Origin of the sequence: Longimicrobium sp. (assembly GCF_036399935.1) — a bacterium.
Classification (GTDB): Bacteria; Gemmatimonadota; Gemmatimonadetes; order Longimicrobiales; family Longimicrobiaceae; genus Longimicrobium.
Genome location: NZ_DASWMD010000075.1, coordinates 60,674 through 82,414, shown reverse-complemented (window position 1 = coordinate 82,414; position 21,741 = coordinate 60,674). Strand labels below are relative to the sequence as shown.

16 protein-coding genes are annotated in these 21,741 nt (G+C 68.1%); 7 read left to right on the top strand and 9 right to left on the bottom strand.

Going from position 1 to position 21,741, the window contains the following annotated elements:
- Window positions 1-8: 8 nt before the first annotated feature.
- Window positions 9-440, bottom strand: a complete 432-nt coding sequence (locus VGB24_RS22725; RefSeq protein WP_331075211.1) for a hypothetical protein — start codon at window positions 438-440, stop codon at window positions 9-11.
- A gap of 121 nt (window positions 441-561) precedes the next feature.
- Between VGB24_RS22725 and VGB24_RS22720 the strand changes: the two genes are divergently transcribed.
- A complete protein-coding gene (locus VGB24_RS22720) occupies window positions 562-1,329 on the top strand; it encodes an alpha/beta hydrolase (RefSeq protein WP_331075210.1) in 768 nt (255 codons plus the stop codon).
- An 886-nt stretch (window positions 1,330-2,215) separates the two neighbouring features.
- Here VGB24_RS22720 and VGB24_RS22715 read toward each other — a convergent pair.
- The 3 genes from VGB24_RS22715 to VGB24_RS22705 all read right to left on the bottom strand — a co-directional run bounded on the left by VGB24_RS22715 (window position 2,216) and on the right by VGB24_RS22705 (window position 5,671).
- Entirely contained in the window at window positions 2,216-3,997 is a 1,782-nt protein-coding gene (locus VGB24_RS22715; RefSeq protein ID WP_331075209.1) for an ABC transporter ATP-binding protein, read from the bottom strand.
- 130 nt (window positions 3,998-4,127) lie between these two features.
- Complete coding sequence (locus VGB24_RS22710) at window positions 4,128-4,901, bottom strand: prepilin peptidase (RefSeq protein WP_331075208.1); 774 nt, start codon at window positions 4,899-4,901, stop codon at window positions 4,128-4,130.
- Between the two features lie 2 nt (window positions 4,902-4,903).
- Window positions 4,904-5,671 (bottom strand): RNA methyltransferase, encoded by a 768-nt coding sequence (locus VGB24_RS22705; protein ID WP_331075207.1) that lies wholly within the window; start codon window positions 5,669-5,671, stop codon window positions 4,904-4,906.
- 135 nt (window positions 5,672-5,806) lie between these two features.
- Between VGB24_RS22705 and VGB24_RS22700 the strand changes: the two genes are divergently transcribed.
- On the top strand, window positions 5,807-6,601 hold the full coding sequence (locus VGB24_RS22700) for a M48 family metallopeptidase (protein ID WP_414676758.1): 795 nt from the start codon (window positions 5,807-5,809) through the stop codon (window positions 6,599-6,601).
- The gene (locus VGB24_RS22695; RefSeq protein ID WP_331075205.1) at window positions 6,601-7,497 is read left to right on the top strand and encodes a M48 family metallopeptidase; all 897 of its coding nucleotides are present in this window, start codon (window positions 6,601-6,603) and stop codon (window positions 7,495-7,497) included. Before VGB24_RS22700 ends, VGB24_RS22695 begins: the two co-directional genes overlap by 1 nt.
- A gap of 676 nt (window positions 7,498-8,173) precedes the next feature.
- On the opposite strand, the gene VGB24_RS22690 is transcribed toward VGB24_RS22695, so the two are convergent.
- Window positions 8,174-8,563 (bottom strand): VOC family protein, encoded by a 390-nt coding sequence (locus VGB24_RS22690; protein ID WP_331075204.1) that lies wholly within the window; start codon window positions 8,561-8,563, stop codon window positions 8,174-8,176.
- 192 nt (window positions 8,564-8,755) lie between these two features.
- Between VGB24_RS22690 and VGB24_RS22685 the strand changes: the two genes are divergently transcribed.
- Window positions 8,756-9,316, top strand: a complete 561-nt coding sequence (locus tag VGB24_RS22685) for a PadR family transcriptional regulator (RefSeq protein ID WP_331075203.1) — start codon at window positions 8,756-8,758, stop codon at window positions 9,314-9,316.
- 386 nt (window positions 9,317-9,702) lie between these two features.
- On the opposite strand, the gene VGB24_RS22680 is transcribed toward VGB24_RS22685, so the two are convergent.
- Window positions 9,703-11,910, bottom strand: coding sequence for a BamA/TamA family outer membrane protein (locus VGB24_RS22680; RefSeq protein WP_331075202.1), 2,208 nt, complete (start codon window positions 11,908-11,910; stop codon window positions 9,703-9,705).
- A gap of 329 nt (window positions 11,911-12,239) precedes the next feature.
- Here VGB24_RS22680 and VGB24_RS22675 point away from each other — a divergent pair, with 329 nt between their 5' ends.
- The 3 genes from VGB24_RS22675 (at window position 12,240) to VGB24_RS22665 (ending at window position 14,647) form a co-directional block, all read left to right on the top strand.
- Complete coding sequence (locus VGB24_RS22675; protein WP_331075201.1) at window positions 12,240-12,713, top strand: DUF2243 domain-containing protein; 474 nt, start codon at window positions 12,240-12,242, stop codon at window positions 12,711-12,713.
- A 108-nt stretch (window positions 12,714-12,821) separates the two neighbouring features.
- Window positions 12,822-13,550 carry a L,D-transpeptidase gene (locus tag VGB24_RS22670; protein WP_331075200.1) on the top strand — a complete coding sequence of 243 codons (729 nt, stop codon included), beginning with the start codon at window positions 12,822-12,824 and terminating at the stop codon, window positions 13,548-13,550.
- A gap of 653 nt (window positions 13,551-14,203) precedes the next feature.
- Window positions 14,204-14,647, top strand: a complete 444-nt coding sequence (locus VGB24_RS22665) for an SEC-C domain-containing protein (RefSeq protein ID WP_331075199.1) — start codon at window positions 14,204-14,206, stop codon at window positions 14,645-14,647.
- Window positions 14,648-15,466: 819 nt separating this feature from the next.
- Here the strand turns inward: VGB24_RS22665 and VGB24_RS22660 are convergent.
- The 3 genes from VGB24_RS22660 to VGB24_RS22650 form a co-directional block, all read right to left on the bottom strand.
- Window positions 15,467-16,846, bottom strand: a complete 1,380-nt coding sequence (locus tag VGB24_RS22660) for a hypothetical protein (RefSeq protein ID WP_331075198.1) — start codon at window positions 16,844-16,846, stop codon at window positions 15,467-15,469.
- Between the two features lie 1,460 nt (window positions 16,847-18,306).
- Window positions 18,307-19,326 (bottom strand): hypothetical protein, encoded by a 1,020-nt coding sequence (locus VGB24_RS22655; protein ID WP_331075197.1) that lies wholly within the window; start codon window positions 19,324-19,326, stop codon window positions 18,307-18,309.
- 758 nt (window positions 19,327-20,084) lie between these two features.
- The gene (locus VGB24_RS22650) at window positions 20,085-20,840 is read right to left on the bottom strand and encodes a hypothetical protein (RefSeq protein ID WP_331075196.1); all 756 of its coding nucleotides are present in this window, start codon (window positions 20,838-20,840) and stop codon (window positions 20,085-20,087) included.
- Between the last annotated feature and the right edge of the window lie 901 nt (window positions 20,841-21,741).

Sequence of the window (21,741 nt, the reverse complement as noted above, 5' to 3'; positions counted from 1 at the left end):
GCAGAGGGTCAGTCGGAGCGGGTCTGGCGCACCAGGCGAATCTGAACGTCTTCGAACCCGGATCCGCGCAGGACGGCGTTCATGGTGTCGCGCTGCGCCTGGCGGGTTTCCATGGTCACCGGGTGGTATCCCTCGCCCTCCAGCCGCAGCACGTACTCGGGGTAGTCCCACTGCCCCTCGACGGACACCTCTGCCCGGGTGGATACGATGGTGTCGGTAAAGGCGTTCGACGTGCGCACCGCCAGGCCGCGCAGCTCGCCGCTGCCCGTCACCCGGTTCTCGTCGTCGTGCTCGAAGCTCAGCGACAGCTCGTACGGAAAGCTGCGTCCCACCCACGTGCCGTCCAGGCGAAAGACGCCGGCGCGCAGCGGGTCGTCGCCGCAGGCGGCGGCGAGCGCGGCCAGGGGCAGCAGGGCGAAGTAGCGAAGGCGAAAGCGCATGGCGTTCGGGCGAGCGGGGTTGCGTCACGTCGATGAAGCACAGAATAGCCGGATACCCGACGCGGCGGCAATCGGGTCCGCTGGGGGCGCGGCGGCAGCGAACTTGCCCCGCGCGCAGGGCATGTTGAAACGGCAGATCCACCAGACCACGCATTCCGACAACGCGGTGCCCGCGGGGCGGCGCATCGTGCTGGACTTCCGCGCGGGGGGCGAGGCCATCCCCGGCATCCTGCTGCTGCCGCGCGACCCCGTTCCGGCGCCGGGGGTGGTGCTGCTGCACGGCTACTCGTCGCGCAAGGAGCACATGGCCGAGGGGGTGGGCGGCTCGCTGATGCGGCACGGCATCGCCAGCCTGGCCATCGACCTTCCGCTGCACGGCACCCGCGGCGATCCACTGCAGGCGCAGGCCGCGCGCAACCCGCTGGCGCTGGTGGGGCTGTGGCGGCAGGCGCTGAAGGAGGCCAGGCTGGCGCTGCGCTACCTGTCGGCGCGTCCGGAGGTGAACGCCGGGTGCCTGGGCATCGCGGGCTACTCGCTGGGCTCGTTCCTGGCCGTGCTGACCGCGGCGGACGAGCCGTCGGTCCGCGCCGTGGTCCTGGCGGCGGGGGGAGACCTTCCCGCGGGCACGCCGCTGGCCGCCATCGCGCGCACGGTGGCGGACCCGCTGCGCGCGGTGCGCAAGCTCGACGGCCGGCCGCTGCTGATGGTGAACGGCACCGCCGACCGCACGGTGCGCCCCGATCAGGCGGAGCGCCTGTTCGCCGCGGCGCAGGAGCCCAAGGAGCTCAAGTGGTGGAACGCGGGGCACATCCTGCCGCCGGCGGCGATCGACTACGCGGCGGAGTGGCTGCGGGCGAAGATGCGGGGAGGCGAGGGGGAGCGGAGGTAGCAGGTGGGGCGTTTCGAATGGCGCCGGCGCATGCTGAACGCGCCCCCCATCCCCATCCCTTCCCCCGCAAACCCCGCGGGGGAAGGGAGCCAGTGCCGTGCGTTACACCGGCCTTTCCGCATAATGTGTCATCCTGAGCCCCAAGCGCACCTTGCCAGCCCGTACCTCATCCCTCGCGGGGCGAAGGATCTAGCCGCGGACACGTACAAGCCCGGGCGCGGCAGCGGTCACGGATGCGTGGGCCTCGGTTTCGTCGCGGTTTGCGGACGGCGGGGCGTTTCGATTGGCGCCGGCGCATTTCCCGGCTGCCCTCTCCCCCGGCCCCTCTCCCGCAAGCGGGAGAGGGGAGAATTCGACTGCGCTTCGGCGGGGTGCCGGTGCATGCCGCGGGAGCCCCCTCCCCCCGGCCCCCGTCCCCGCTGCGCAGGGGAGGGGGAGACCTGAAGTGCGCCTGGATTGGCCTCACGCACCCAACTGGCTCCCTTCCCCCGCGCAGTTTGCGGGGGAAGGGTTGGGGATGGGGGGCGCCAGCCGACGCGCAGAATCCGCCTCCCCGGATCGAAGTTCTCCCCTCTCCGCACGCAGTTTGTGCGGGGAGGGGCCGGGGGAGGGGCACACCCGGCGCCGCGCCGAGGCCAAAGGCTCCGTGCCGCTGCCGCGCCCCGGCTAAAATGCGTCCGCGGCTGGATCCCACGGCGCGCACGGTTCGGCGTGCGGGCTGGTTCGGTGCGCTCGCGCCTCTGGATGACAACCCGCCCTTGCCCCGAAGTGCCTCCCGCACTCCCGCACTCCCGCACTCCCGCACTCCCGCACTCCCGCACTCCCGCACTCCCGCACTCCCGCACCTAACGCACTAACGCACTCACGCACTAACGCACTAACGCACTCACGCCCGTCCGCCCGCCCGCTCGCCCGTCTGCACCCGCCAGAGCGCCGCGTACATCCCGCCCGCGCGCAGCAGGTCATCGTGCGTCCCCTGCTCCACGATTCGCCCGCCGTCCATCACGTAGATGCGGTTCGCGTTGCGGACGGTGGAAAGGCGATGCGCAATGGCGATCGTCGTGCGGTCGCGGCTGATGTGCTCCAGGCTGCGCTGGATGGCGGCCTCGGTCTCGTTGTCCACCGCCGACGTGGCCTCGTCCAGCACCAGCACCGGCGGGTCCTTGAGGATGGCGCGGGCGACGGCGATGCGCTGCCGCTGCCCGCCCGAAAGCTTCTGCCCCCGCTCCCCCACCAGCGTGTCGTACCCCTGCGGCAGGGCCATGACGAAGTCGTGCGCCTCGGCCAGGCGGGCGGCGCGCTCCACCTGCTCGGGCGTGGCGTCGAACGATCCGTAGGCGATGTTCTCGCGCACCGTCCCGTCGAACAGGAACACGTCCTGGCTCACCAGGCCAATGGCGCGCCGCAGGTCTGCCAGCCGGATCTCGCGGATGTCGATTCCGTCCAGGGTGATGGAGCCCGCGCTCAGCTCGTACAGCCGCAGCAGCAGCTTGACCAGGGTGCTCTTTCCCGCCCCCGTCGGGCCGACGACGGCGACGGTTTCGCCCGGCTGGATGTGGAGCGAAAAGTCGGTCAGCAGGGGGTCGCGGCCGCGGTAGGCGAAGGTGGCGCCGCGCATCTCCACCGCGCCGCGCACGGAGGCCGTGGGGAGCGCGCGGTCGCCGGGGTGCGCCTCGATGGGCGCGTCGAGCACGTCGAAGATGCGGTTGGTGGAGGCCATGGCGCGCTGGTACTGGTCCAGCGTTTCGCCCAGGCGCGTCAGCGGCCACAGCATGCGCTGGGTGATGTACACCAGGAAGCTGTACGTGCCCACCGCCAGCTCGCCGTTCAGCGCCTGCAATCCCCCGAACACCAGCGTACCCATGAAGCCGAGCAGGACCAGGATGCGGATCAGCGGGACGAAGGCGGCGCTGTAGGCGATCGCGCGGCGGTTGGCCTCGCGGTAGGCCTGGCTTTCCTCGGCCACGCGGCGGCTCTCGTGCCCCTCGGCCGCGTACGCCTTGATGGTGGTGATGCCGCTGAGGTTGTTGGCCAGCCGCGCGTTGAGGGCCCCGGCGCGCTCGCGGACGGCGGCGTACAGCGGCTCCAGCCGGGGCTGATAGCGGAGGGAGCCCCAGACCACGAACGGCATGGGGAGCATGGACATCCACGCCACCTCGGGCGCCATCACGAAGAACGTGGTGCCCACCACGACCAGCGTGGTCACCATCTGGATGATCCCATTGGCCCCCGTGTCCAGGAACCGCTCCAGCTGGTTGACGTCGTCGCCCAGCACCGACATCAGCCCGCCGGTGCTGCGCTCCTCGAAGTACGCCAGATCCAGGTCCTGCAGGTGCGCGTACCCCTGGTGCCGCAGCTCGTGCTGAATGGTCTGCCCCAGGTTGCGCCACAGCACGCCGTACAGGTACTGAAAGGTCGACTCCAGCACCCACACCACGAAGGTGATGGCCGCGAGGACGACGAGCTGGTCGCGCGGGTCGGGAAAGCCCAGGCTGGCGATCAGGGACTGCCGCCCGCGCACCACCACGTCCACCGCCACGCCGATCAGCGCCTCGGGGGCCAGGTCGAAGAGCTTGTTGAGCACGGAGCAGAGCGTGGCCAGCCACACCGTGCGGCGGTGCGGCCGCGCGTAGCGGATCAGGCGGCGGAGCGGCTTCTTCGATTCCACAAGCAGCCAAGCAGAAAGAAAAAACGTTTCACGCAGAGGACGCGGAGAGAAAAGAGAGGACGCAGAGGAATTCCTGCTGTTCCTCTGCGTCCTCTCCGTTTCCTCTGCGTCCTCTGCGTGATACCGAAGTTCAGACCGTCAGGAAATTGCGCACGTACCAGTCGATCAGCGCCTGGCCCCACGGCTCGGTGATCGCCGCGCCGATTGCGAGGAAGATGCCAAAGGGCACCAGCTTGCCGGTACGCATGCTGATGGGCGCAAAGATCAGCGTGCCGAACAGCGCGCCCATGAACAGGGTCAGCAGCACGCCCCAGGGACCCAGGAACGCGCCCACCATCATCATCATCTTGATGTCGCCGCCCCCCATGGCCGGCTTGCGGAACACCTTCTCCCCCACGACCGCAATCAGCCACAGCAGCCCGAACCCCACGGCGGCACCCAGCAGCGACCGCTGCCAGGTGATGCCGCCCGGCGCGAACGAGAGCGCCAGCCCGATCACCGTTCCCCCCAGGGTGAACTGGTCGGGGATGATGTAGGTGCGCGCGTCGGCCAGGGCGATGCCCAGCAGGATGGTGAAGAACAGCGCCGTGCCCAGCGCCTGCCACGACAGCCCGAAGCGCAGCACCGCCATCACCCACAGCGCCGCCGTCACCAGCTCCACCAGCGGATACTGGATGCTCACCCTGGCGCCGCACGCCCGGCACCGCCCGCGGAGCAGCACCCAGCCCAGCACGGGGATGTTGTCGCGCCAGCGGATGGGCGTGCCGCACGAGCCGCAGCGCGAGGGCGGGCGCACCACGGACAGGTCCGCGGGCCAGCGGTACACGCACACGTTCAGGAACGAGCCCACGCAGGCACCCACCAGGGCCGCGTAGGCAGCGAGAAAGATCTGCAGGTTCAGCACGGTTACCGGAGAAGCTCGTACAGCAGGATGGCCCCCGCGGCCGCCACGTTCAGCGACTCGGCGCGGCCGCGAAGGGGAATGCCGACCACCAGGTCGGCGCGGGCGCGGGTCTCGCCGGAGATGCCCGCCCCCTCGTTGCCCACGACCAGCGCCGCCCGCGCGGGGGCGGGACGCGGAACCGGATCGCCCCCCGCGGCGGAGGCCAGCGTCCGGAAGCCGTGCTCCGCCAGCCACGCCCCCGCCTCCTCCCACCCCGCCTCGGCCACCGGCAGGCGAAAGGTGCTGCCCATGGCGGCGCGCACGCACTTGGGGTTCCACGGGTCCACCGTCCCCGTCAGCGCCACCACGCCGGCCGCGCCCAGCGCCTCGGCCGTGCGGGCCAGCGTGCCGAAGTTGCCGGGGTCCTGCACGGCGTCCAGCACCAGCACCACGGTGCGGCCCGAGACGCGGATGCGGCCGAGCCCGCCGGGCGGGATCTCGGCGACGGCCAGGATGCCCTGGGGCGTCCCGGTGCCGGCGAGCTCGCGCAGGGCAGCGTCGCCCACCTCACGCAAGTCGATGCCCCGCTTGTGGATGGCCTCGGCCAGAGACTGTCCCCGCGGGGTGTCGCCCAGCGAGGACGACGCGGCCGCGAACCGTACCTCCAGGGGGGAGTGCAGCAGCAGGTCTTCCACCGCGCGCACCCCCTCCGCCACGAAAAGGCCCTCGGCTTCGCGGTGCTTTCGCAGGCGCAGCGAGCGCAGGAGCCGCTCTTCGCGGCGGCTCAGCACGCGCCCCGCCGCCGGCGCCGCGCATGGTCCGCGTTTTGCCTTTCCATCGGGCCCAAAGCTTCAACCGTCAGCATGGAGAATCAAATGTCGCTTGCACTTACGCGCCCGCTGCGGCACGCCGCCGTGGCAGTGTGCATGGCCGGGGCCGGCACCGCGGCCGGCTGCGCTCCGCAGGTGTCTACGCAGCAGGAAGTTGCGCTGGGCGCCGACTACTCGCGGCAGATCAACCAGCAGCTGCCGCTGGTGAACGACGCGGCGACCAACCAGTTCGTCAACCAGCTGGGCCGGCAGATCGCGGCCGGCGCCGACCAGCGCGGCATCCGGTACAACTTCTACGTCGTGAACTCCGACGTTGTCAACGCCTTCGCCATCCCCGGCGGGCACATCTACATCAACCGGGGGCTGATCGAGCGCACCGACAACCTGGCCGAGCTGGCCGGCGTGCTGGCCCACGAGATCGGGCACGTGGCCGAGCGGCACGGCATCGAGCAGATGCAGAAGGCGCAGAACGCCAACACCGCACTCTCCGTCGTCTACGGGGTGCTGCTGGGCCGCCAGCCGACGGGCGTAGAGCAGACCGTGGTGCAGGTGGGCGGCGGCGCGGTGTTCGCCAGCTACGGGCGCCAGGCCGAGCGCGAGGCCGACGCGGTGGCCGTGGGCTACCTGGTGCGCAGCGGCATCAACCCGGCGGGGCTGCCCAGCTTCTTCCAGAAGCTGCTGGCCATGCAGCAGCGCAACCCCAGCCGCGTGGAGCAGTGGTTCAGCACCCACCCCACCACGCAGGAGCGGGTGGCGGCCACGCAGGCCATGATCCAGCAGACGCCCGGGGCGCAGGGCGGCAACCTGACCACCGACACGCGCGCGTACCAGAGCTTCAAGGCCCGGGTGGCCGCCCTGCAGCCGGTCCCGCAGGACCGACGCGGGCGCTGATGCCGGGGGGCACGCCGCGGCGGGGCCGGCTCGCGGGCCGGCCCTTTCGTGCCGGGCTGCTGGCGTGCCTCGTGGCGCTGCCGTTGGCCGGGTGCATCAACGAGAACCGCGAGATCGCCATCGGCGAGCAGATCGCCTCGCAGGTGAACTCGCAGGTGCCGCTGGTGCGCGACGTTCCGCTGAACCTGTACGTGAACGACCTGGGCAGGCTGATCGCCAGGCGCAGCGCCCGGCCGGAGCTGCAGTACCACTTCTACATCGTCAACACGCCGGGCATCAACGCCTTTGCGCTCCCCGGCGGGCACATCTACGTGAACCGCGGGCTCATCGAGCGCACCGGCAACGTGTCGGAGCTGGCGGGGATCCTGGCGCACGAGATCGGGCACGTGGCCGCGCGGCACGGCGCCGAGAACCTGCAGCGCCACATGCGCACCCGGTCGGTGGCGGCGGTGATGTACCAGCTGGTGCTGGACCGCGAGCCCCTGCTGGACCAGGAGGCGCTGCGGCTGGGGGGCGAGCTGTGGGCCAGCAGCCACTCGCGCGCCGACGAGGCCGAGGCCGACCGGCTGGCGGTGAACTACCTGGTGGCCACCGGGGTGGACCCGCGGGGGATGCTCAGCTTGTTCAGCGCGCTGCTGGAAGAGGAGGCGCAGGACCCGCAGGCCATGGCGGCGGCGGATTCGTGGTTCAGCACGCACCCGGCGACGGCTGCGCGGATGGATGCCACCCGCGCGCACATCCGGGAGGTGATGGCCACGCCGCTGGAGCGGGAGCTGGCGCGCAACAGCGAGTCGTACGCCGCGTTCCTGCGCCGCCTGAGCGCGCTGCCCCCGCCCATTCTGGGGATGCAGCTGCCGATGGGGCACCCGCTCAGGAAGGGCGCGGACGGGGAGTAGGAATCGGGTTCGGGGATGGATCGATGAGGACCGCCTGGTGAGGGCGGTCCTTCTTTGTTTGCCACGAGATCGTGGCGAACCCTGGCGAGCTTGGGTGCGCTTCGGTGGGTCGGGGCGGGCCCCTGGCAGCCCTCTCTCCCCGGCCCTCTCCCCCGCAAGCGGGGGAAAGGGAGAATTCGTGTGCGCTTCGGTCGATGCGGTGCGCGGGCCGGCGCCCCCCCATCCCCAGCCCTTCCCCCGCAAACCCCGCGGGGGAAGGGAGCCAGTGCCGTGCGTCTCGATCGGTGTCCATGCATGCGTCCACGGCGCGCGCAAGCATCCGACCGTACTCCGACCCACACCGCGACCTGTCATCCAGAGGCCCAGGCGCACCATACTCGCCCGTAGCACACCCCTCGCGGGCCGAAGGATCTTGCCGAGGACGCCACGAAGGTCGGGCGCGGCAGCGGTCACCGTCGTCCCGGCCTCGGTCTCTCCGGCCCGCGAGGCGCATCGAGGCGTCCGCGCGCGTGCAGGTGAAGCCCCGAATGGGACGCGAGAGCGACGCATGTAAGGGCTTTCCGCCTTCCCCGCGGCGGGTTCCACGGCTCTTGGGCGGGCCAGGCCACAAAACCTCAGAGCGTTTCGATGAAGGTCGGTGCATGCCGCGAGAGCCCGGCGGACTCCGTTGCCGCCTTCATTCAGCCGCAGATGCCATGGAAGCAAAGCCGATGAAGTGCCCACACGGCTCGCGGACAACGATCTCGGTTGCTCCATAGGAGGTCGTCCGGCGCGGCACGATCACCTCCGCGCCTTCCAGCGCACGATCGACTGCATCGAAGTCGGAGACCTCGATGTAGAGGTGCGTCGGACCACCGAAGGGAAACTCCTCCATCCCGGGTGCGCTCGCGACGGCACTGGAGCGCGTCTGGACCATCACCTCGACGCCGTCCTTCTCGAGCGCAACAAAGCCGAGCCGATCGTCTTCGGGTACTTCGATCGTCCGGGTGAACCCGAGCCGGTCCACCCAGAACGGAAGGCATGGTTCGATCGCATCGACTACGAGGACGGGGGTGAGCTTCTTCATGGTTGGATTCTTCGGAGTGGGTGCGAAGGCGAAGGAGCCGAGTACGGTGATCACAACGCCCAGGATAGCAGCGAGCCGCATGAGAGCCTCGGAGGTTCGGATGAGCGTTGCCGGACGAGAGGTAATATAAATGAGACTACATACCCGTCAAGGGACTTGCTCGGTCTGTCGGGTCCCGGCATACTCCTGTCCATGATCCGATCCACTGCCCCCGAGCTGACAACCCCCGACCTCGTGGTGCTGAGCCTCTTGGCCGAGGCCCCGATGCACGGATACGAACTCAATCAGGAGTTGGAGAGGCGCGAGGTTCGGGATTGGGCCGGAATCTCTCGCCCGCAGGTCTACTACTCGCTCAGAAAACTCGAGAAGGCCGCCTACATCAGCCCCCTCGCAACGGAACAGTCCACCGCCAGGGGGCCGGATCGCAGGGTCTACGGCCCAACCCCTGAGGGGGAACGCGCGCTGGCGGATTCCTTGGCGCGAGAAGACTGGGCAATCCAGCGCACGCTCCCTCCCTTTCTCACCTGGCTGGCTCTCTCCAGTCATGCCCGGCCAGGCGAGTTGAGGCGGCAGGTCGGGCGGCGGCGCCGCTTCCTGGAACATGAACTGGCAAAGGAGCGGAGTACGCTCCAGGGGATCCGACAGGACTCAGGCCCAATGGTTGGGGCCGCCGAACTGATGGTTGATCTGACGATTCGGCAATTCGAGGCCGAGCTGGAGTGGCTCGAAGCGGTAGAGCGGCGCCTGATCTGATCTCCTGCATCACTGTGCCGCGACTTCAGTGCCCCCAGCAGCGGGGACCTCCGCCACCATGCTCCTCGCCGCACCGCAACCCGAAGTGTACCCCCTCTCCCACGCTGTTTGTGGGAGAGGGTGGACGAGCATGAGCGAGGACGGGTGAGGGCCCCACGGCAGCCGAGGCCTCGGTGACCGTGACCGCTGCCGCGCCCTGGCTGGTACGTGTCCGCGGCAGGATCCTTCGCCCCGCGTGGACTGGATCGCGGGCCGGTTCGGTGCGCTTGGGGCTCAGGATGACAGAGTCTGAGGCTTCCGTAAATCGAGAGCGTGACGCACGTTACAGGAACGGGCGCCCTGGCGGGCGCCCGTTCCGTTTTCGTGCTGATCCCAGCGCTCGATCCCTACAGGGCGGCGTCCAGGTACAGGTCCAGCCGCCAGCCGGTGGGGGTGCGCAGGGCGCGGGACAGGTCCATGCGGATCAGCCCGTCCAGGAAGCTGGCGCCCACCCCGGCCGAGAGCAGCCGCGGGTCCCTGGACCACGCGCCGCGCGAGCCCGCCCACGCCGCGTCACCGAAGACGACCAGCCGCGCGGCGGGGGTGGGCGTCGCCAGCTCGGCGCGGGCGCGCCAGAAGGCCGTGCCCCCCAGCAGCGCACCCTCGTAGCCGCGCGCGCTCTGCGTTCCGCCCACGTACCACGCGCCCTGGATGGGCACGTCGCCCGTGGTGGTGCCCGCGGCGCCTTCCAGCGCGAACGCCAGGCGGCTGGTGAACGGCGCCGTCATGCGGGCGAACACCGATCCGCGGCCGTAGTCGAAGGTGCCCGTCTGCCCCTCGGCGCCCACGCGGGTGAGCAGCTGCACGGGTGAGCGGTCGGTGCCGAACTCGCGGCGCAGCGTCAGCCCGGCGCCGGCCTGGTCCGCGCGGTTCGCGGGGCGGTTGGAGCGGAACACGTCGCTGCCCTCCCACACGCGGGCCAGCGACAGGTCGGTGTTCTTGCTCACCCCGTGCTGGTGCTCGCCGAAGAGCCGCCACGTGTACGTCCACCCGGCGGCCCGCAGCGGCTCGCCCGTGATCTCGGCACCCGTGGCGCGAAAGTAGTCGGCCTCGTCGCGCCCCAGCAGCAGCGCCGCCACCGAGGCGCCGAAGCCCAGCGCCCGCGACTCGCGGTCGAACGGGGTCAGCCGCCGGTAGCCGGCCAGCCGCGTGCGCCAGAACATCGTCTGCCGCGCCACGCCCAGCTCCACGTTGGGCTCCAGGTCCGCCAGCCCCAGGCGCACCATGCCGTCGGCCCGCAGCGGCCCGTACGTCATCTCCGCGGCGGCGCCCAGCGACAGCCCCTCCACCCGGTTGAAGCGCATGTTCCGCAGGCTCAGCAGGCTGACGTCCATCTCCGGCGCCAGGTCGCCCAGCCGCGGGGTGAGCACGCGGGCCAGCGACTCCACCTCTTCGCCGGTGATCAGCTTGCCCGCCCCCTGCGCCAGCGGCTCCGGCAGGTCGGCGCTGGCCAGCAGCGCCGCCGTGTCGGTCGGCACCTCCACGCGCCACACGCGGCACCCGCCGTTGGCGCAGTGGCACGACAGCCCGGGCGTGGCCTTGGCCTCGTCGGTGCACGCGCGCACCACCGCGGTGTCGGTCTGCGTCCTGCCGGCATAGGCCGCGCTCTGCGGCACGGGCGACGCGGTGACCTCGTAATCGGAATAGCTGCGCTCGAAGCGCACCGGCAGCCCCGCCAGCATTCCCATGCTCATTTGCGCGTCCACCGCCGTCAGGCGCGGCAGCCAGAAGCGGTTCTGCCACAGGGCGTACTCCACCGTCACGTAGCGGATGGCGAAGCGCACGGGGCCGGCGGCGGTGATGGCGGCCGGGATGTCTTCGGCGTCCTCGCGCAGGTCGAAGGGCCGCGCGGTGGTCATCACGCTCCGCACCACGCCGCCCGTGGCCGCGTCGATCCACAGCGTGCCGCGCAGCAGCCGGAACTCGCGGCGGCGGGGGATCACCTCCAGCTGGATCATCCGCAGCTGCCCCCCGTCCTGCATGCGCACCGTGGTGGTGTCGCCCGAGCGGAAGCGGTAGTGGGCCTCGCTTCCCTGCGCCAGCGGATCGATGGGCGTCATGTCGACCTCCACCTCCACCTCGTGCCTGGCTTCCGTGCTGTCCTTCTTTTCGTCGGTGCGCACCTGCGCGCTGCCGCCGAAGCTGAACAGGCTGAGCTGCAGCCGGTCGGGGTCGAACGCCGGGTCGGCCGCGTCGCTCAGCAGGTCGCCGGGAAGGCTGATGCCGCTGCTGGTGGCGGGCGAGGCTTCGCGCGCGCCCAGGACGCGGACGCTGCTCTGCCCCTCGCGGCGCCAGTCGATGCGCACCGCCGACTCGCGGCCGAACAGGGTGCGGTTGCGGCTGAGCGCCTCGACCGAGGCGTGCATGCGCTCGCGGGCGGTAACGCTGTACGCGTCGATGGTGCGTTCCACGCGGGCGCGGCGCTCGCGGGCGGCGGTGACCAGCGCGCGGGTGCCGGGGTCGGCGTACGCGGCCGAGGTGTCGCGGGGTGCCGGCGCGGGCGCGGCGCCGGGGGTGCCCTGGAGCAGCGCGGCCAGGACGGAGGCGAGGAGCATGTAGGAATCTCCGAAAGTGCGGTCGGGTTGACGAGGCGGGTACGGGGCTGGGCGCCGGCGGGTTTCAGCGGGGCGCCCGCATGGCCTGCAAGGGCAACCGCCGCACCGCGCGGCCGAAAACGCCTAAGCCGATGCGCGGCATCCCCTTGGCTTCCAGCGGAGCGCGCCCGGAAAGCGCGCATCGTACACGGGCCGGGACGTACGCGTCCCGTGGGGAGGACACGCGCCCTTCCGTCGCACCCGTCCGGCGGGGTTCGGGCACACCCGTTGCCCCGGACGATCCGGCGGAAGGGCTCGGGCGACGGGAAACATAACGGGAAGCCGTATCGATGAGGAACCTGCTGGGCGAGCGGACGTCGCGGGCCGGCGTGGTGATCGGGGTCGGGATGGGCGGATTCGTGGACGGCATCGTGCTGCACCAGGTCCTTCACTGGCACAACATGGGATCTGCCGTGGTGCCGCCCACGACCCTGGAGGCCATGCAGCGCAACATGGTGTGGGACGGCCTGTTCCACGCCGGGACGTGGCTGATCACCTTCGTGGGCGTGTGGATGCTGTTCGGTGCGGCGGAGGCGCGCACGCTGCCGTCCCGCCGCGCCTTCGCCGGGCAGATGCTGATGGGCTGGGGGCTGTTCAACCTGGTGGAGGGCGTCATCGACCACCACCTGCTGAACCTTCACCACGTGCGCGACCTTCCCGCGCACGTCCCGGCGTACGACTGGGCGTTCCTGGCGGTGGCCGGCGTGGGCTTTACCGTCGCCGGCCGGCTGCTGTCGCGGAAGCCTCGCGGCTGGGGCACGTGACGAGCGATCGGTGCGACGGCACGGCTTGAGCACAAGGCACGCTGCGAACGGCCGCTCCGGTGGAAGATCCGCCGGGGCGGCCCTTGCGTCTACGAAGAAAGAAGTTCGATGAATCGCATCTCCACTCTCCTCGGCGCCCTGGCGCTGCTCGTGGCGGGCGCCGTTTCCCGTGCGTCGGCGCAGCAGGCGGAGGCGCCCACGCGCGCGGCGGGCGTGCGCGAAGCCGCGGCGCACGCGTCGGGGCGCAGGATCGTCGTTTCCGTCGCGGACCGGCGGCTGTGGTGGATGAACGGGCGCGACACGCTCTTCGCCGCGCCCATCGCGGTGGGGACGGGCGACACCCTGCGGTACCGGGGGCGCGCGTGGCGGTTCGAGACCCCCCGGGGAGTGCGGCGGGTGATCCGGAAAGAGGCGAACCCCGTGTGGACGCCCCCCGACTGGCATTACGTGGAACTGGCGCGCGACAGCGGATGGTCGATGGTGCGGCTGGACCCCGGCCCCGGCGTGATGCTGGCGGACAGCACCCGGCTGGTGGTGCGGGGAGACCGCGTGGGACGGGTGCTGCGGGACGGGACCTTCGACCCCGTGCCGCCGGACGAGGAGGTGATCTTCGGATTGACGCTGTACGTGCCGCCCATCGGCACGGCGAACCGCCGGATCGCGGGGGAGCTGGGGCCGTACAAGCTGGAGCTGGGCGACGGGTACATGCTGCACGGCACGCCGCACCAGGATTCCATCGGCCAGGCGGCCACGCATGGGTGCATCCGCCTGTCGGACGAGGCGATCACCCACCTGTATCGCCACGTCCCCCTCGGCACGCCGGTGTACATCTACTGAGGAACCGCGGGTAACTCCGGCGAGCGCCAAGACCTGTCATCCAGAAGCGCGAGCGCAGCGGACCGGCCCGTGCGCCACGCTTCGCGCGCCGTGGGATCCAGCCGCGGACGCCTCTCAGCCAGGGCGCGGCAGCGAGGACGGACGGCGAGGCCCCCGCTGTGCTGGCGCGACTGAAGTCGCGGCAGATTCAGCCTTTAGCACCATGAACGAACAAGATGCACGGAAACGGCGAAAATACTAGATGTGCGCGCGCAACCCGCACTCATTAGACCGCCGAAACGTGCATCCTGTCCGACCAACGGACAGCGCAACGGACAGAATCGCCCGCCGGGAGTCGCCCGGCGGGTGTCGTTTATTTCGTCGGATGTACGGAGCGGCGGCCGTTCGCGTACCCTGCCACTCAACCAGCCTTGTCCTTATCGTTGAACATTCACCACACCCCCCATCAGCAAGCACGAAAGCGCATGAGACAACACCCGCTAGAACTGACTTGCGTGCCTCAAAAAGTTGACCGCGTAGTCAAGACCTTCTGCGCTGACGTGGCGGCGGGAATGCGGCCCGTCTACGTACCGGTCCAAGTTGAACCCGACGCTCAACCGCTGGAGTGCTACGGAAACGTAGCGTCTCTCATCACTCGGGCGAGCGGAGAGGCTGTGCACGGCTGGGCGATCTGGACCATTCCGCAGGTCTTAATCGAAGCTGAGCACCACTCGGTCTGGCGGTCCCCTTCGGGCACCCTCATTGATCCTACGCCACACGACCCGCCGTCTAACTCTATTCTGTTTCTGCCTGATCCTGCCACCGTATTCACGGGACAGTCCATCGACCGGCGGCGGAAGGCGCTAACCCCTGATCCGCTTGTCGCGCATCTGATCGCGCGTGCGGAAGCGCGGGCACGCATTGTGGCGTCGATACTTCCTGGGCAGGAGATTTCCATTCCGAAGCAGCTCTATGCCGACTTGTGGATTGGCGATCCGGATTTTGGACGAGCATTCATTGAACTCGCACTGATGCTTCGGGGCTACAGCGATCCTTGCGTTTGCGGCAGTGATCGAAAGTACGGGCAGTGCTGTAAGGGGCGGATTGGCATCGGGTGATGGGCCGATCTGCGCAAAAGTCGCGTAGGCGGGCTCGGGGGGGGACAAGCCCCCCACTCGCCCGCCGCAAACGGTCAAACTTGAAACGCCGCCGTACCGAAGGGGCTCCGCCCGCCGCCTCTCATGCAAGCGGGGTTGCTGGGCGACGCGTTGAACCCACGCAGTCGCGAATTATCTCCGGGCGTGCACCGCTACGCAACGCGCCGCTTGTCGGATGGCGAATCCTTGCGCCGGATCCTCGGTGAGACGGGCCATTGCTGCACGCGCCCGCTCGCGATAGTCCGAAGGAAGGGGTGACACTTCTTCGACCTCGTGGTGCGATCCCGGCCCCGTCCCGAAACACACCCTTCGCGCGGTGGGACCGCGTGTCAGGTCGTCGTAGGTCAACGTTGTTCCGGGGGAGAGACTTTGCACCAGCACCTTCATAGAGTAAACACGGGCTGTGGTGCTCGCGGCTGGATTTCCTGAGAGGCGTAGGGCAGCGTCGAAAATACCTGCGTCTCGTACGTAGAACCCAGGTGTGGTCAGCTTCTCCCACTCCGCACGATCCGTTTCAGCAGCAGCAGCTAGCATCGCTTGGGCGACCGCTGCGGCACCTTCCTTTCCGCACAGGCGCACGTGTTCGTAAGCCCAGTCCGTGTGCGGCTCGGGATTTCCTGTCGTGATGATCTGGACTGCCAACCGGCAGCGATTGCGAACGTGTACAGAATCGCTCGTGCCCGCCATCTGCGCTGACGCGCAGCTTGGCATAACGAGACCCAGAGCGACTGCAAGCACAACTTTACGCATTGTTCCCCTTTTCTTCATCCGTGATAGACGTTAGAACCGCAGACGACACGGAACCACCGGGAAAGCTACTAGACCTGGCGGGTTGTCCGTCGTGTGCTTCTGATCCGGGTCTTGGAAAGCAGGGTCTGCCACCTTAAGGATGTACTCATGGGTGAGCTTGTCTGAGAAGGTCCAATCTGATGTGAACTCCTCGTCTCTACCAGTAACCGCTTCCATGAAATCCTGGGGCGCATTAGTCCGAAACCATTGTTGATATACTTCGACGTGCGAGGTGAGCGCAGACGGGACCAAGCCCTCATGCTCCCTAGCTCCGCGTTCAACGGCGGCGACTTGCCACCTGGCGCAGAATGGATCTCCGGTGGCCGGATCGGTTCCCGAGTGCTGCTGTGCATAGAAGGCCGAGCCGGGCCGGAAACCAGCGCTGATGTGCACGTTGGCCGTGACCGTTTGGATTGGGTCCTTCAGATACCACATTCCGGCGTTTGGCCCTCTTGATACCCGCGCCGTGACGTAGGGCTGCATAGGATAGGGGGCATGCGTGTCTGCTAACTGGCCGTATCTCGTCGGCGCCGCTGGCAAGTGCCCGTTCCCGGAATCAGCGGCGACAACATTGATCAGTGGCCACCCACGCGCCCTGACGACGATGACCGTGTCATCTGCCACTGGAGACCCATTTAGTCTCGCAGCGACCGCGATTTTGCCGCTCACGACCATCTCACCAGTCCATGAAGCCGCGCCGCTACTATCGCGAACAGTGTTGCCAGCGTCGTCTCTAAACTCCCATCTGATGCTGTCGAGCGTGCCGGAAGGGACTGCCGCTGCGGAGCAGTTGAGGGTTGCCCCCCGCTCCAACCGGTCCTGGTCGCACGTAAACTGCAACTGCTGGTGCTGTACCCGCACGATTTCGCTCGCCTCGACGTACGCGCCCTCCACCCACGTCGCCACGCTCATGCGCCCTCCGGCAGCGCCCGGTGTGAACGTGCACTCTTTCCCGGTGCAGGCTAGGCGCTGCCCGCTGATGACGGGGTTGCGCACCGCCGCCGTGTCTCCCGGAAACCATCGCCACTCCACGTCCGCCGTGTCGATGGCGATTATCTGTGGATGCCGGAGCCGCAGGCCGCCCCACGTTTGTACGTTCATCGTGGCGGGCTGGCCGGGGGCGACGGATTCAGGCCCATCCAGATTCAGCGGTTCGGGGATAGCCGTAGCCGTTACGGTGTTGGATTCCGCGACGTGGTACGCCTCGATCTCCTTACGATCCGCCCACATCACCCCCGCCTCGACTTCAGTCGGGCTTGGGCTGCACCAGGGCGTAGCAATGCACCAGCCCTGCGTTGCTGTGATGAGGTACCCCCCCAGGTCACGGCCCGTCCAGAGCTCGTCGGGTACGTCGCCAGTACGCACCAGCACGATGCGGTCCTGCCCGTCCGGCGCGGGCGCAAACCGGGGCTCGTACCCTCCCGAGGGCGGTGCGTTCGCCGAGCCGCCGCGAATCCAGACTCGCGTCCGCGCCCGCGAAGTGGCCTCGGTGGTCTGCACCGCCGTGTAGGTGGCAATCGGCTGCGGTGGCCCAGGCCACCACGGCCCGGACACCAGCCGCACTCGCCCCGAAACCCGGAGCAGCACGTAGGAGTTGGCCGGGATCGGCATGGCAAGTCGGGCGGGCTGGTACGTCGTCACTACACTGTGCCGGTCTGCAACTTCAATCGGTGTGCTGTACTCCCCCAGAATCACGGGGACGGCCTCGGCGCGAGGGGCGGGTCCGCGCGGGACCGTGACGGGATTGGGCGCGGCTATCTCCCGCAGGTCGCATCCGGCAAGGAAGAACACCAGCAGCCCGGCCGACCAACGCCCTACCCCTCTCAGCAGCGGGCGCGATGGTGGCGTCCGGTCCCTCCTGAAAGACGACATTCTCATGAATCAGCCTTTGAAGGTTGTGGGGAAACGAGCTTTCTGGTTTCCGCCCCGCTTGTCGCGGAAGGCGTCGGTGCCAGTCGCCGTGAGATGGGACGTATTAGGCGGGCTGGATCAAGCTACCCCACCGCAGGGCGTCCGGTCAATTGAGGTCAAACCGGCGGCGGAGCCGGGCCAGAGCGGCCGAGCAGGGCGAACGCAGATGGACGCTGGACAGTGTCACCTCACTCCCTGTCCAGCTCTTTATCTGCCGGTCTATCGCGTCCTTGCGCACCCCTAGCCGCCGCTGATCGCCGACCGCGCTTCGCACTGCCATTCTGGACGAGGCACGCCCGCTCGCTCGTGTAACCGTTCCACCACCGCCGAGACTTCGCGGCGGGATTCCTCCATCCGATCGGCCGGCATCCCAGCCAGCAGCACGTGCAACGCGCTCCCGACCGCTCTTCGCAACTCATCCTGTGTGCGTTCATTCATGCCACGCCGGGATGAAGTGGTGGTGGGTGCTGCCCATGGATTGTACGTGCCGTCAGTCCGGCGGCAGCGTCATTGTTGGCGGAGTGGATCACCGCACGTGCAGCCGCCAGCAGGCGTTCGCGGAGTGTGGTTTCGGGCGGAACTTCGCCGCGTGTCGCTTCGGCATGAGCGAACGCCAACGGGGCGCGCCGAGCCGCGTCCCATGGAGAAAGTCCCAACCGCTCCAGTTCAACGCGTACCAAATCTCTGAATCGGGTAAACACTCTCCCTGAGATTGGGCCCGTTCCGGACACTCCCTCGATCAACCACCGCCTTAGTAATTCATCGTCAGAGAGCGTCCCACCGGGCGGTAGGAATGATTCCACCATAAATGCATTCCCATTTTCTGAAGCCTGAGTAGGACCGGGCTTCGGGAGCGCCGATCCAAGCTCCGCGATTTCCCACGGCCTCGCGCTACGGCGGATGGAGCTGAACGCCGGTACTCACGCTGCGCATCCTTCCGCCGTCGGCTTCGCCTCAGCTTCTTCCGCGCGCAACCGAGCGATTTCGAGTCTCAACGCTGGATACTCGGATTCCGGTACGAGCCCCGTCAGCACTGCGATTGACCGCGCCACCGCCTCCCGGTCCCTGCGCGAGCGGGCGGCGTGCGCCAGATCGAGAGCAGCGGTACAGCGCACCGGCCGGGGAATTTCTTCGTCGCGCAGCAGACCCCACGCATCCTGGGCCGCGGTGGCGGCGTCTACCGGGAGAGCGCCGGATGAATCAACGCGCGGGCGGACGCGCAGCCGCGCAAACACCCTTGCAATCAACGCTGTCGCCGCGAGGCGGTCCGACGGGCTGAGTGATGCGCCCAAAGGGAAAAGCCGGTGCAGCGCTCCGCGCGCCTTACCCATCTCGCCCTCATCCGTCCAGAGCCGCGCCAGGTCCAGGAGTAGGGCCTGAGCGCCCTCTGCATCCGCGTGAAAGGCAGCTTGTGCTTGCAAGGCACACCGCCGGGCTGCTTCGTCGTCGCGGCGCACGCGCGCAACTCTGAGCAGGCCGTGGGCGGCACGCATGCGTACGCCCAGTTCGGAGTACCGTCGACCGGCCCGGAAGGCGAGTTGATAGAAGTGTAGGGCGCGGTCAGTGGCTCCGTGCTGCTCGCAGAGGGTGCCCAACTCGACAAGGGCAGCAACGTACGTGGACTTATCTCTCTCGCGCCGAGCCAAGCCGACAGCCCGGTGCAGCCACGTTCCCGCGCGTACGCCCTGACCTGCAGCCGCCGCGAAGACGCCGGCGTGGAGGGCAGCTTCCGCGCGTTCTGGCGAGGTCAACGCCGCCGCCTGCGCGAAGTCTATGGCCGTCCTCAGCAACCCCGCCCCCCGCGCCCAGGCTGCTACTTGCAGGCAGCACAGCGAGAGTGCGCCCGCATCTACGTTATCCGGCGTGGCCAGGGCGGAGTTGATCGTGTCCAGCGATGCGGTGATGGGAGCCGGAATTTCCGCATCCGTAAGCCGGGCCAAGCGCCTCGCGTCACTTCCGGGGGCGAACAGACCCGTACGCGCGGGCGGGGGCGTTGACGTCCACAAAGCGATGTCTGCGGAAGTGCGCCAGAGTAGCACGCCGAGTTCGCCGTCGTTTTCCGCGAGAATGCCAGCTCCCTGCATCGTCTCGCCTGGTTCGCACAGCACCGCGGGGGGAATGCACCAGCGCCGGGACGGCCCATTCTTACGGGCCCGCGCCGATCCCCGTTTGTTCTTTTGCCGCATCAGAGGCTGTCTCTCGGTTCCATGTCACCGGCTCGGGTGCTGGCCGTGGAGGGTCCGTCTGGCCGCCGGGCGGCCTGCATCAGCATATCCGAAGGCGGGAAGGGGTAGTTAGGGCGGGGTTTGTCGGGAGTAGCGGTTGAGCGGCGTGGCGGGATAAGTAGTGGAGCTTTCTGGCGGGTCGTGTACGGATGGGGTTATTTTCGCCTTGCTGCGTGTGTTTTCTATCCCTTTTCAGGAGTTCAAACCAATGACCACCTTCCAAATTCGTTTCGGCACGCTCTGCGTCGCTGCGGTTCTCCTTACCGCGTGCGGTGAACAGTCTAGGAGCGTCACTGCCCCCGAGAACCCCACCTACAACGGCGGGTTTACGTTTGGTGGAGGTAATCGCTCGGCTGATAGCACCTCAACGCCGACGACCGCGTCCTCGGGCGAGGGCGCGGCCGTCGATTCTACTGGGCAAACCTTGGGGAGCGGAAACGGGGTGCTCGTCGGTTCCGGGCACTGAGCGCCACTTATAACCGGCGGCGCTCCCGGTCAGCGGCGTTCGTCGCGGTTGTGTTGGCTTCGGTTCCACGTCGATCCGGAGCCAACCAGCGCCGCAAGCGAATTGAGAACATCTTGTCGATGGTCGCTACGGCGTGAGGGAACGGAGCCGGGTTTTCCCGTTCCGGGGGTATACGCGCCGCTATCTCTACTTGGACTTCAGAGGCCACACGTTCAACCTCAGCATCCCGAAGGTCACGGGCCATTTGTTCCGCACGGCGGACGTACTCTGCTGCCGAATCCCACTCCCCGGCGTAGCGGAGGGCTTGGGCGAGATGGACGTAGCTGGCGTGCGCGTACTCCGGGTAAATTTTGCCTGTCTCTAACGCGTACTGCGCTGCGGCGCGGGAATGTTCAAAGCGACCAACGGCAGCTGCGGCACGTGCAATAGCGCTTTGTACGAGCACGCGTTCTTCCGGCTTCGTAATCGCGGGGGCGAGTTTTTCGAGCAGGGCCAATGCAGCGGAGAAATATCGGTGCCGCATCAGCAGGAAGGCATAGTCATGCGCCAGGTACGGAACCCGACGGTCGTAGATTGGATATAGGTTTAGTGCCTCACGAACGGCATCGAGCCCTTCATCAAACGAACCGCGTTCCGCTTCCAAAGCAAAGATGTAGTGACGGGCAACGGCGGCCTGTCGCCGCCTGCCCGTATTGACAGCGCGGCGGGTCGCGCGGTCGTAAAATTCCCGAGCCTCCTCGGTGCGTCCTAAGTCCTTATACACAGCTCCACGGCCAAGCAGAGCGCGAACTACTTCGTGGCGGTTCTTGAAGCCTATTGCAAGACCGAATGCCCGCTGGTACCACACCCCCGCGCGCTCGTACAGCGAGCAGCGGCGACACGCCCAGCCGGCATCATTCGCGTATGAGGCGTTGTCGGAGTGCAAGTATGCAGCGACTTCTGCATAGTGGGCCGCAGTGCCGAGTAGCGATTCACCTTCTGCCCAACTCCACACCCTGTAACACGCAGCGCCTAGCTCGGTTGCTGGAACACTCATCGGATCAGCCCGCAGCCGGATAAAGACTCGCAAAGCCGGAGTTAGCGCCGGAGCTATGCGCATCACGCGAAGCATTCGTGCGCGAGTCTTGTGGGTCCGATTTCCGAAAAGCCTCTCCCGGCGCGCTGTGCTCATCCATTGCTGGAGATCCCGCAGTATCATCCACAGACAAGCGCACACATCTTCGGCTCCGTCGGGGAACGGGTCCGTTAATATCTCCCACCCGTCAGGAACCACCCCGTCTCCGCATCGACGATTCGGCGGCGGCGGAACTGGGCGTATGCGAGGTGTCGTACGCACCAATACAGATACTCCAGAAACGACTCAGAAGGAGAATGTGCGGCCCAACCGGACAAAATACGAGGTTAATCCGGATCGCGCCATGCCGTGCGAACGATAGCTTTTTTCCGTTGAATGGGAGAGTGGCGGGGCGCAGTGGACGACAGAGAGAGGCACGATTCCGGTCGGAATCGCGCCGTCAGAGTGGTAGGGGTAAGCTCCCGAGGCTCATACTCAGGACGGCGTGCGGATCACGGCGACAGCGTGTCTGCGTCGTTCAATCGGTCCCACTCAAACAGGGACCGCGCGTCAGGCGCCGCCGTTGGTTGCCCGACTGGAAACAGAGCCA

What these genes read in the sequence shown, in the direction of transcription:
- VGB24_RS22680 (WP_331075202.1), bottom strand. Translation starts at nt 11,910, where the DNA reads ATGCTCCTCGCCTCCGTCCTGGCCGCGCTGCTCCAGGGCACCCCCGGC.
- VGB24_RS22685 (WP_331075203.1), top strand. Translation starts at nt 8,756, where the DNA reads ATGATCCGATCCACTGCCCCCGAGCTGACAACCCCCGACCTCGTGGTG.
- VGB24_RS22690 (WP_331075204.1), bottom strand. Translation starts at nt 8,563, where the DNA reads ATGAAGAAGCTCACCCCCGTCCTCGTAGTCGATGCGATCGAACCATGC.
- VGB24_RS22700 (WP_414676758.1), top strand. Translation starts at nt 5,807, where the DNA reads ATGGCCGGGGCCGGCACCGCGGCCGGCTGCGCTCCGCAGGTGTCTACG.
- VGB24_RS22670 (WP_331075200.1), top strand. Translation starts at nt 12,822, where the DNA reads ATGAATCGCATCTCCACTCTCCTCGGCGCCCTGGCGCTGCTCGTGGCG.
- VGB24_RS22675 (WP_331075201.1), top strand. Translation starts at nt 12,240, where the DNA reads ATGAGGAACCTGCTGGGCGAGCGGACGTCGCGGGCCGGCGTGGTGATC.
- VGB24_RS22725 (WP_331075211.1), bottom strand. Translation starts at nt 440, where the DNA reads ATGCGCTTTCGCCTTCGCTACTTCGCCCTGCTGCCCCTGGCCGCGCTC.
- VGB24_RS22695 (WP_331075205.1), top strand. Translation starts at nt 6,601, where the DNA reads ATGCCGGGGGGCACGCCGCGGCGGGGCCGGCTCGCGGGCCGGCCCTTT.
- VGB24_RS22720 (WP_331075210.1), top strand. Translation starts at nt 562, where the DNA reads ATGTTGAAACGGCAGATCCACCAGACCACGCATTCCGACAACGCGGTG.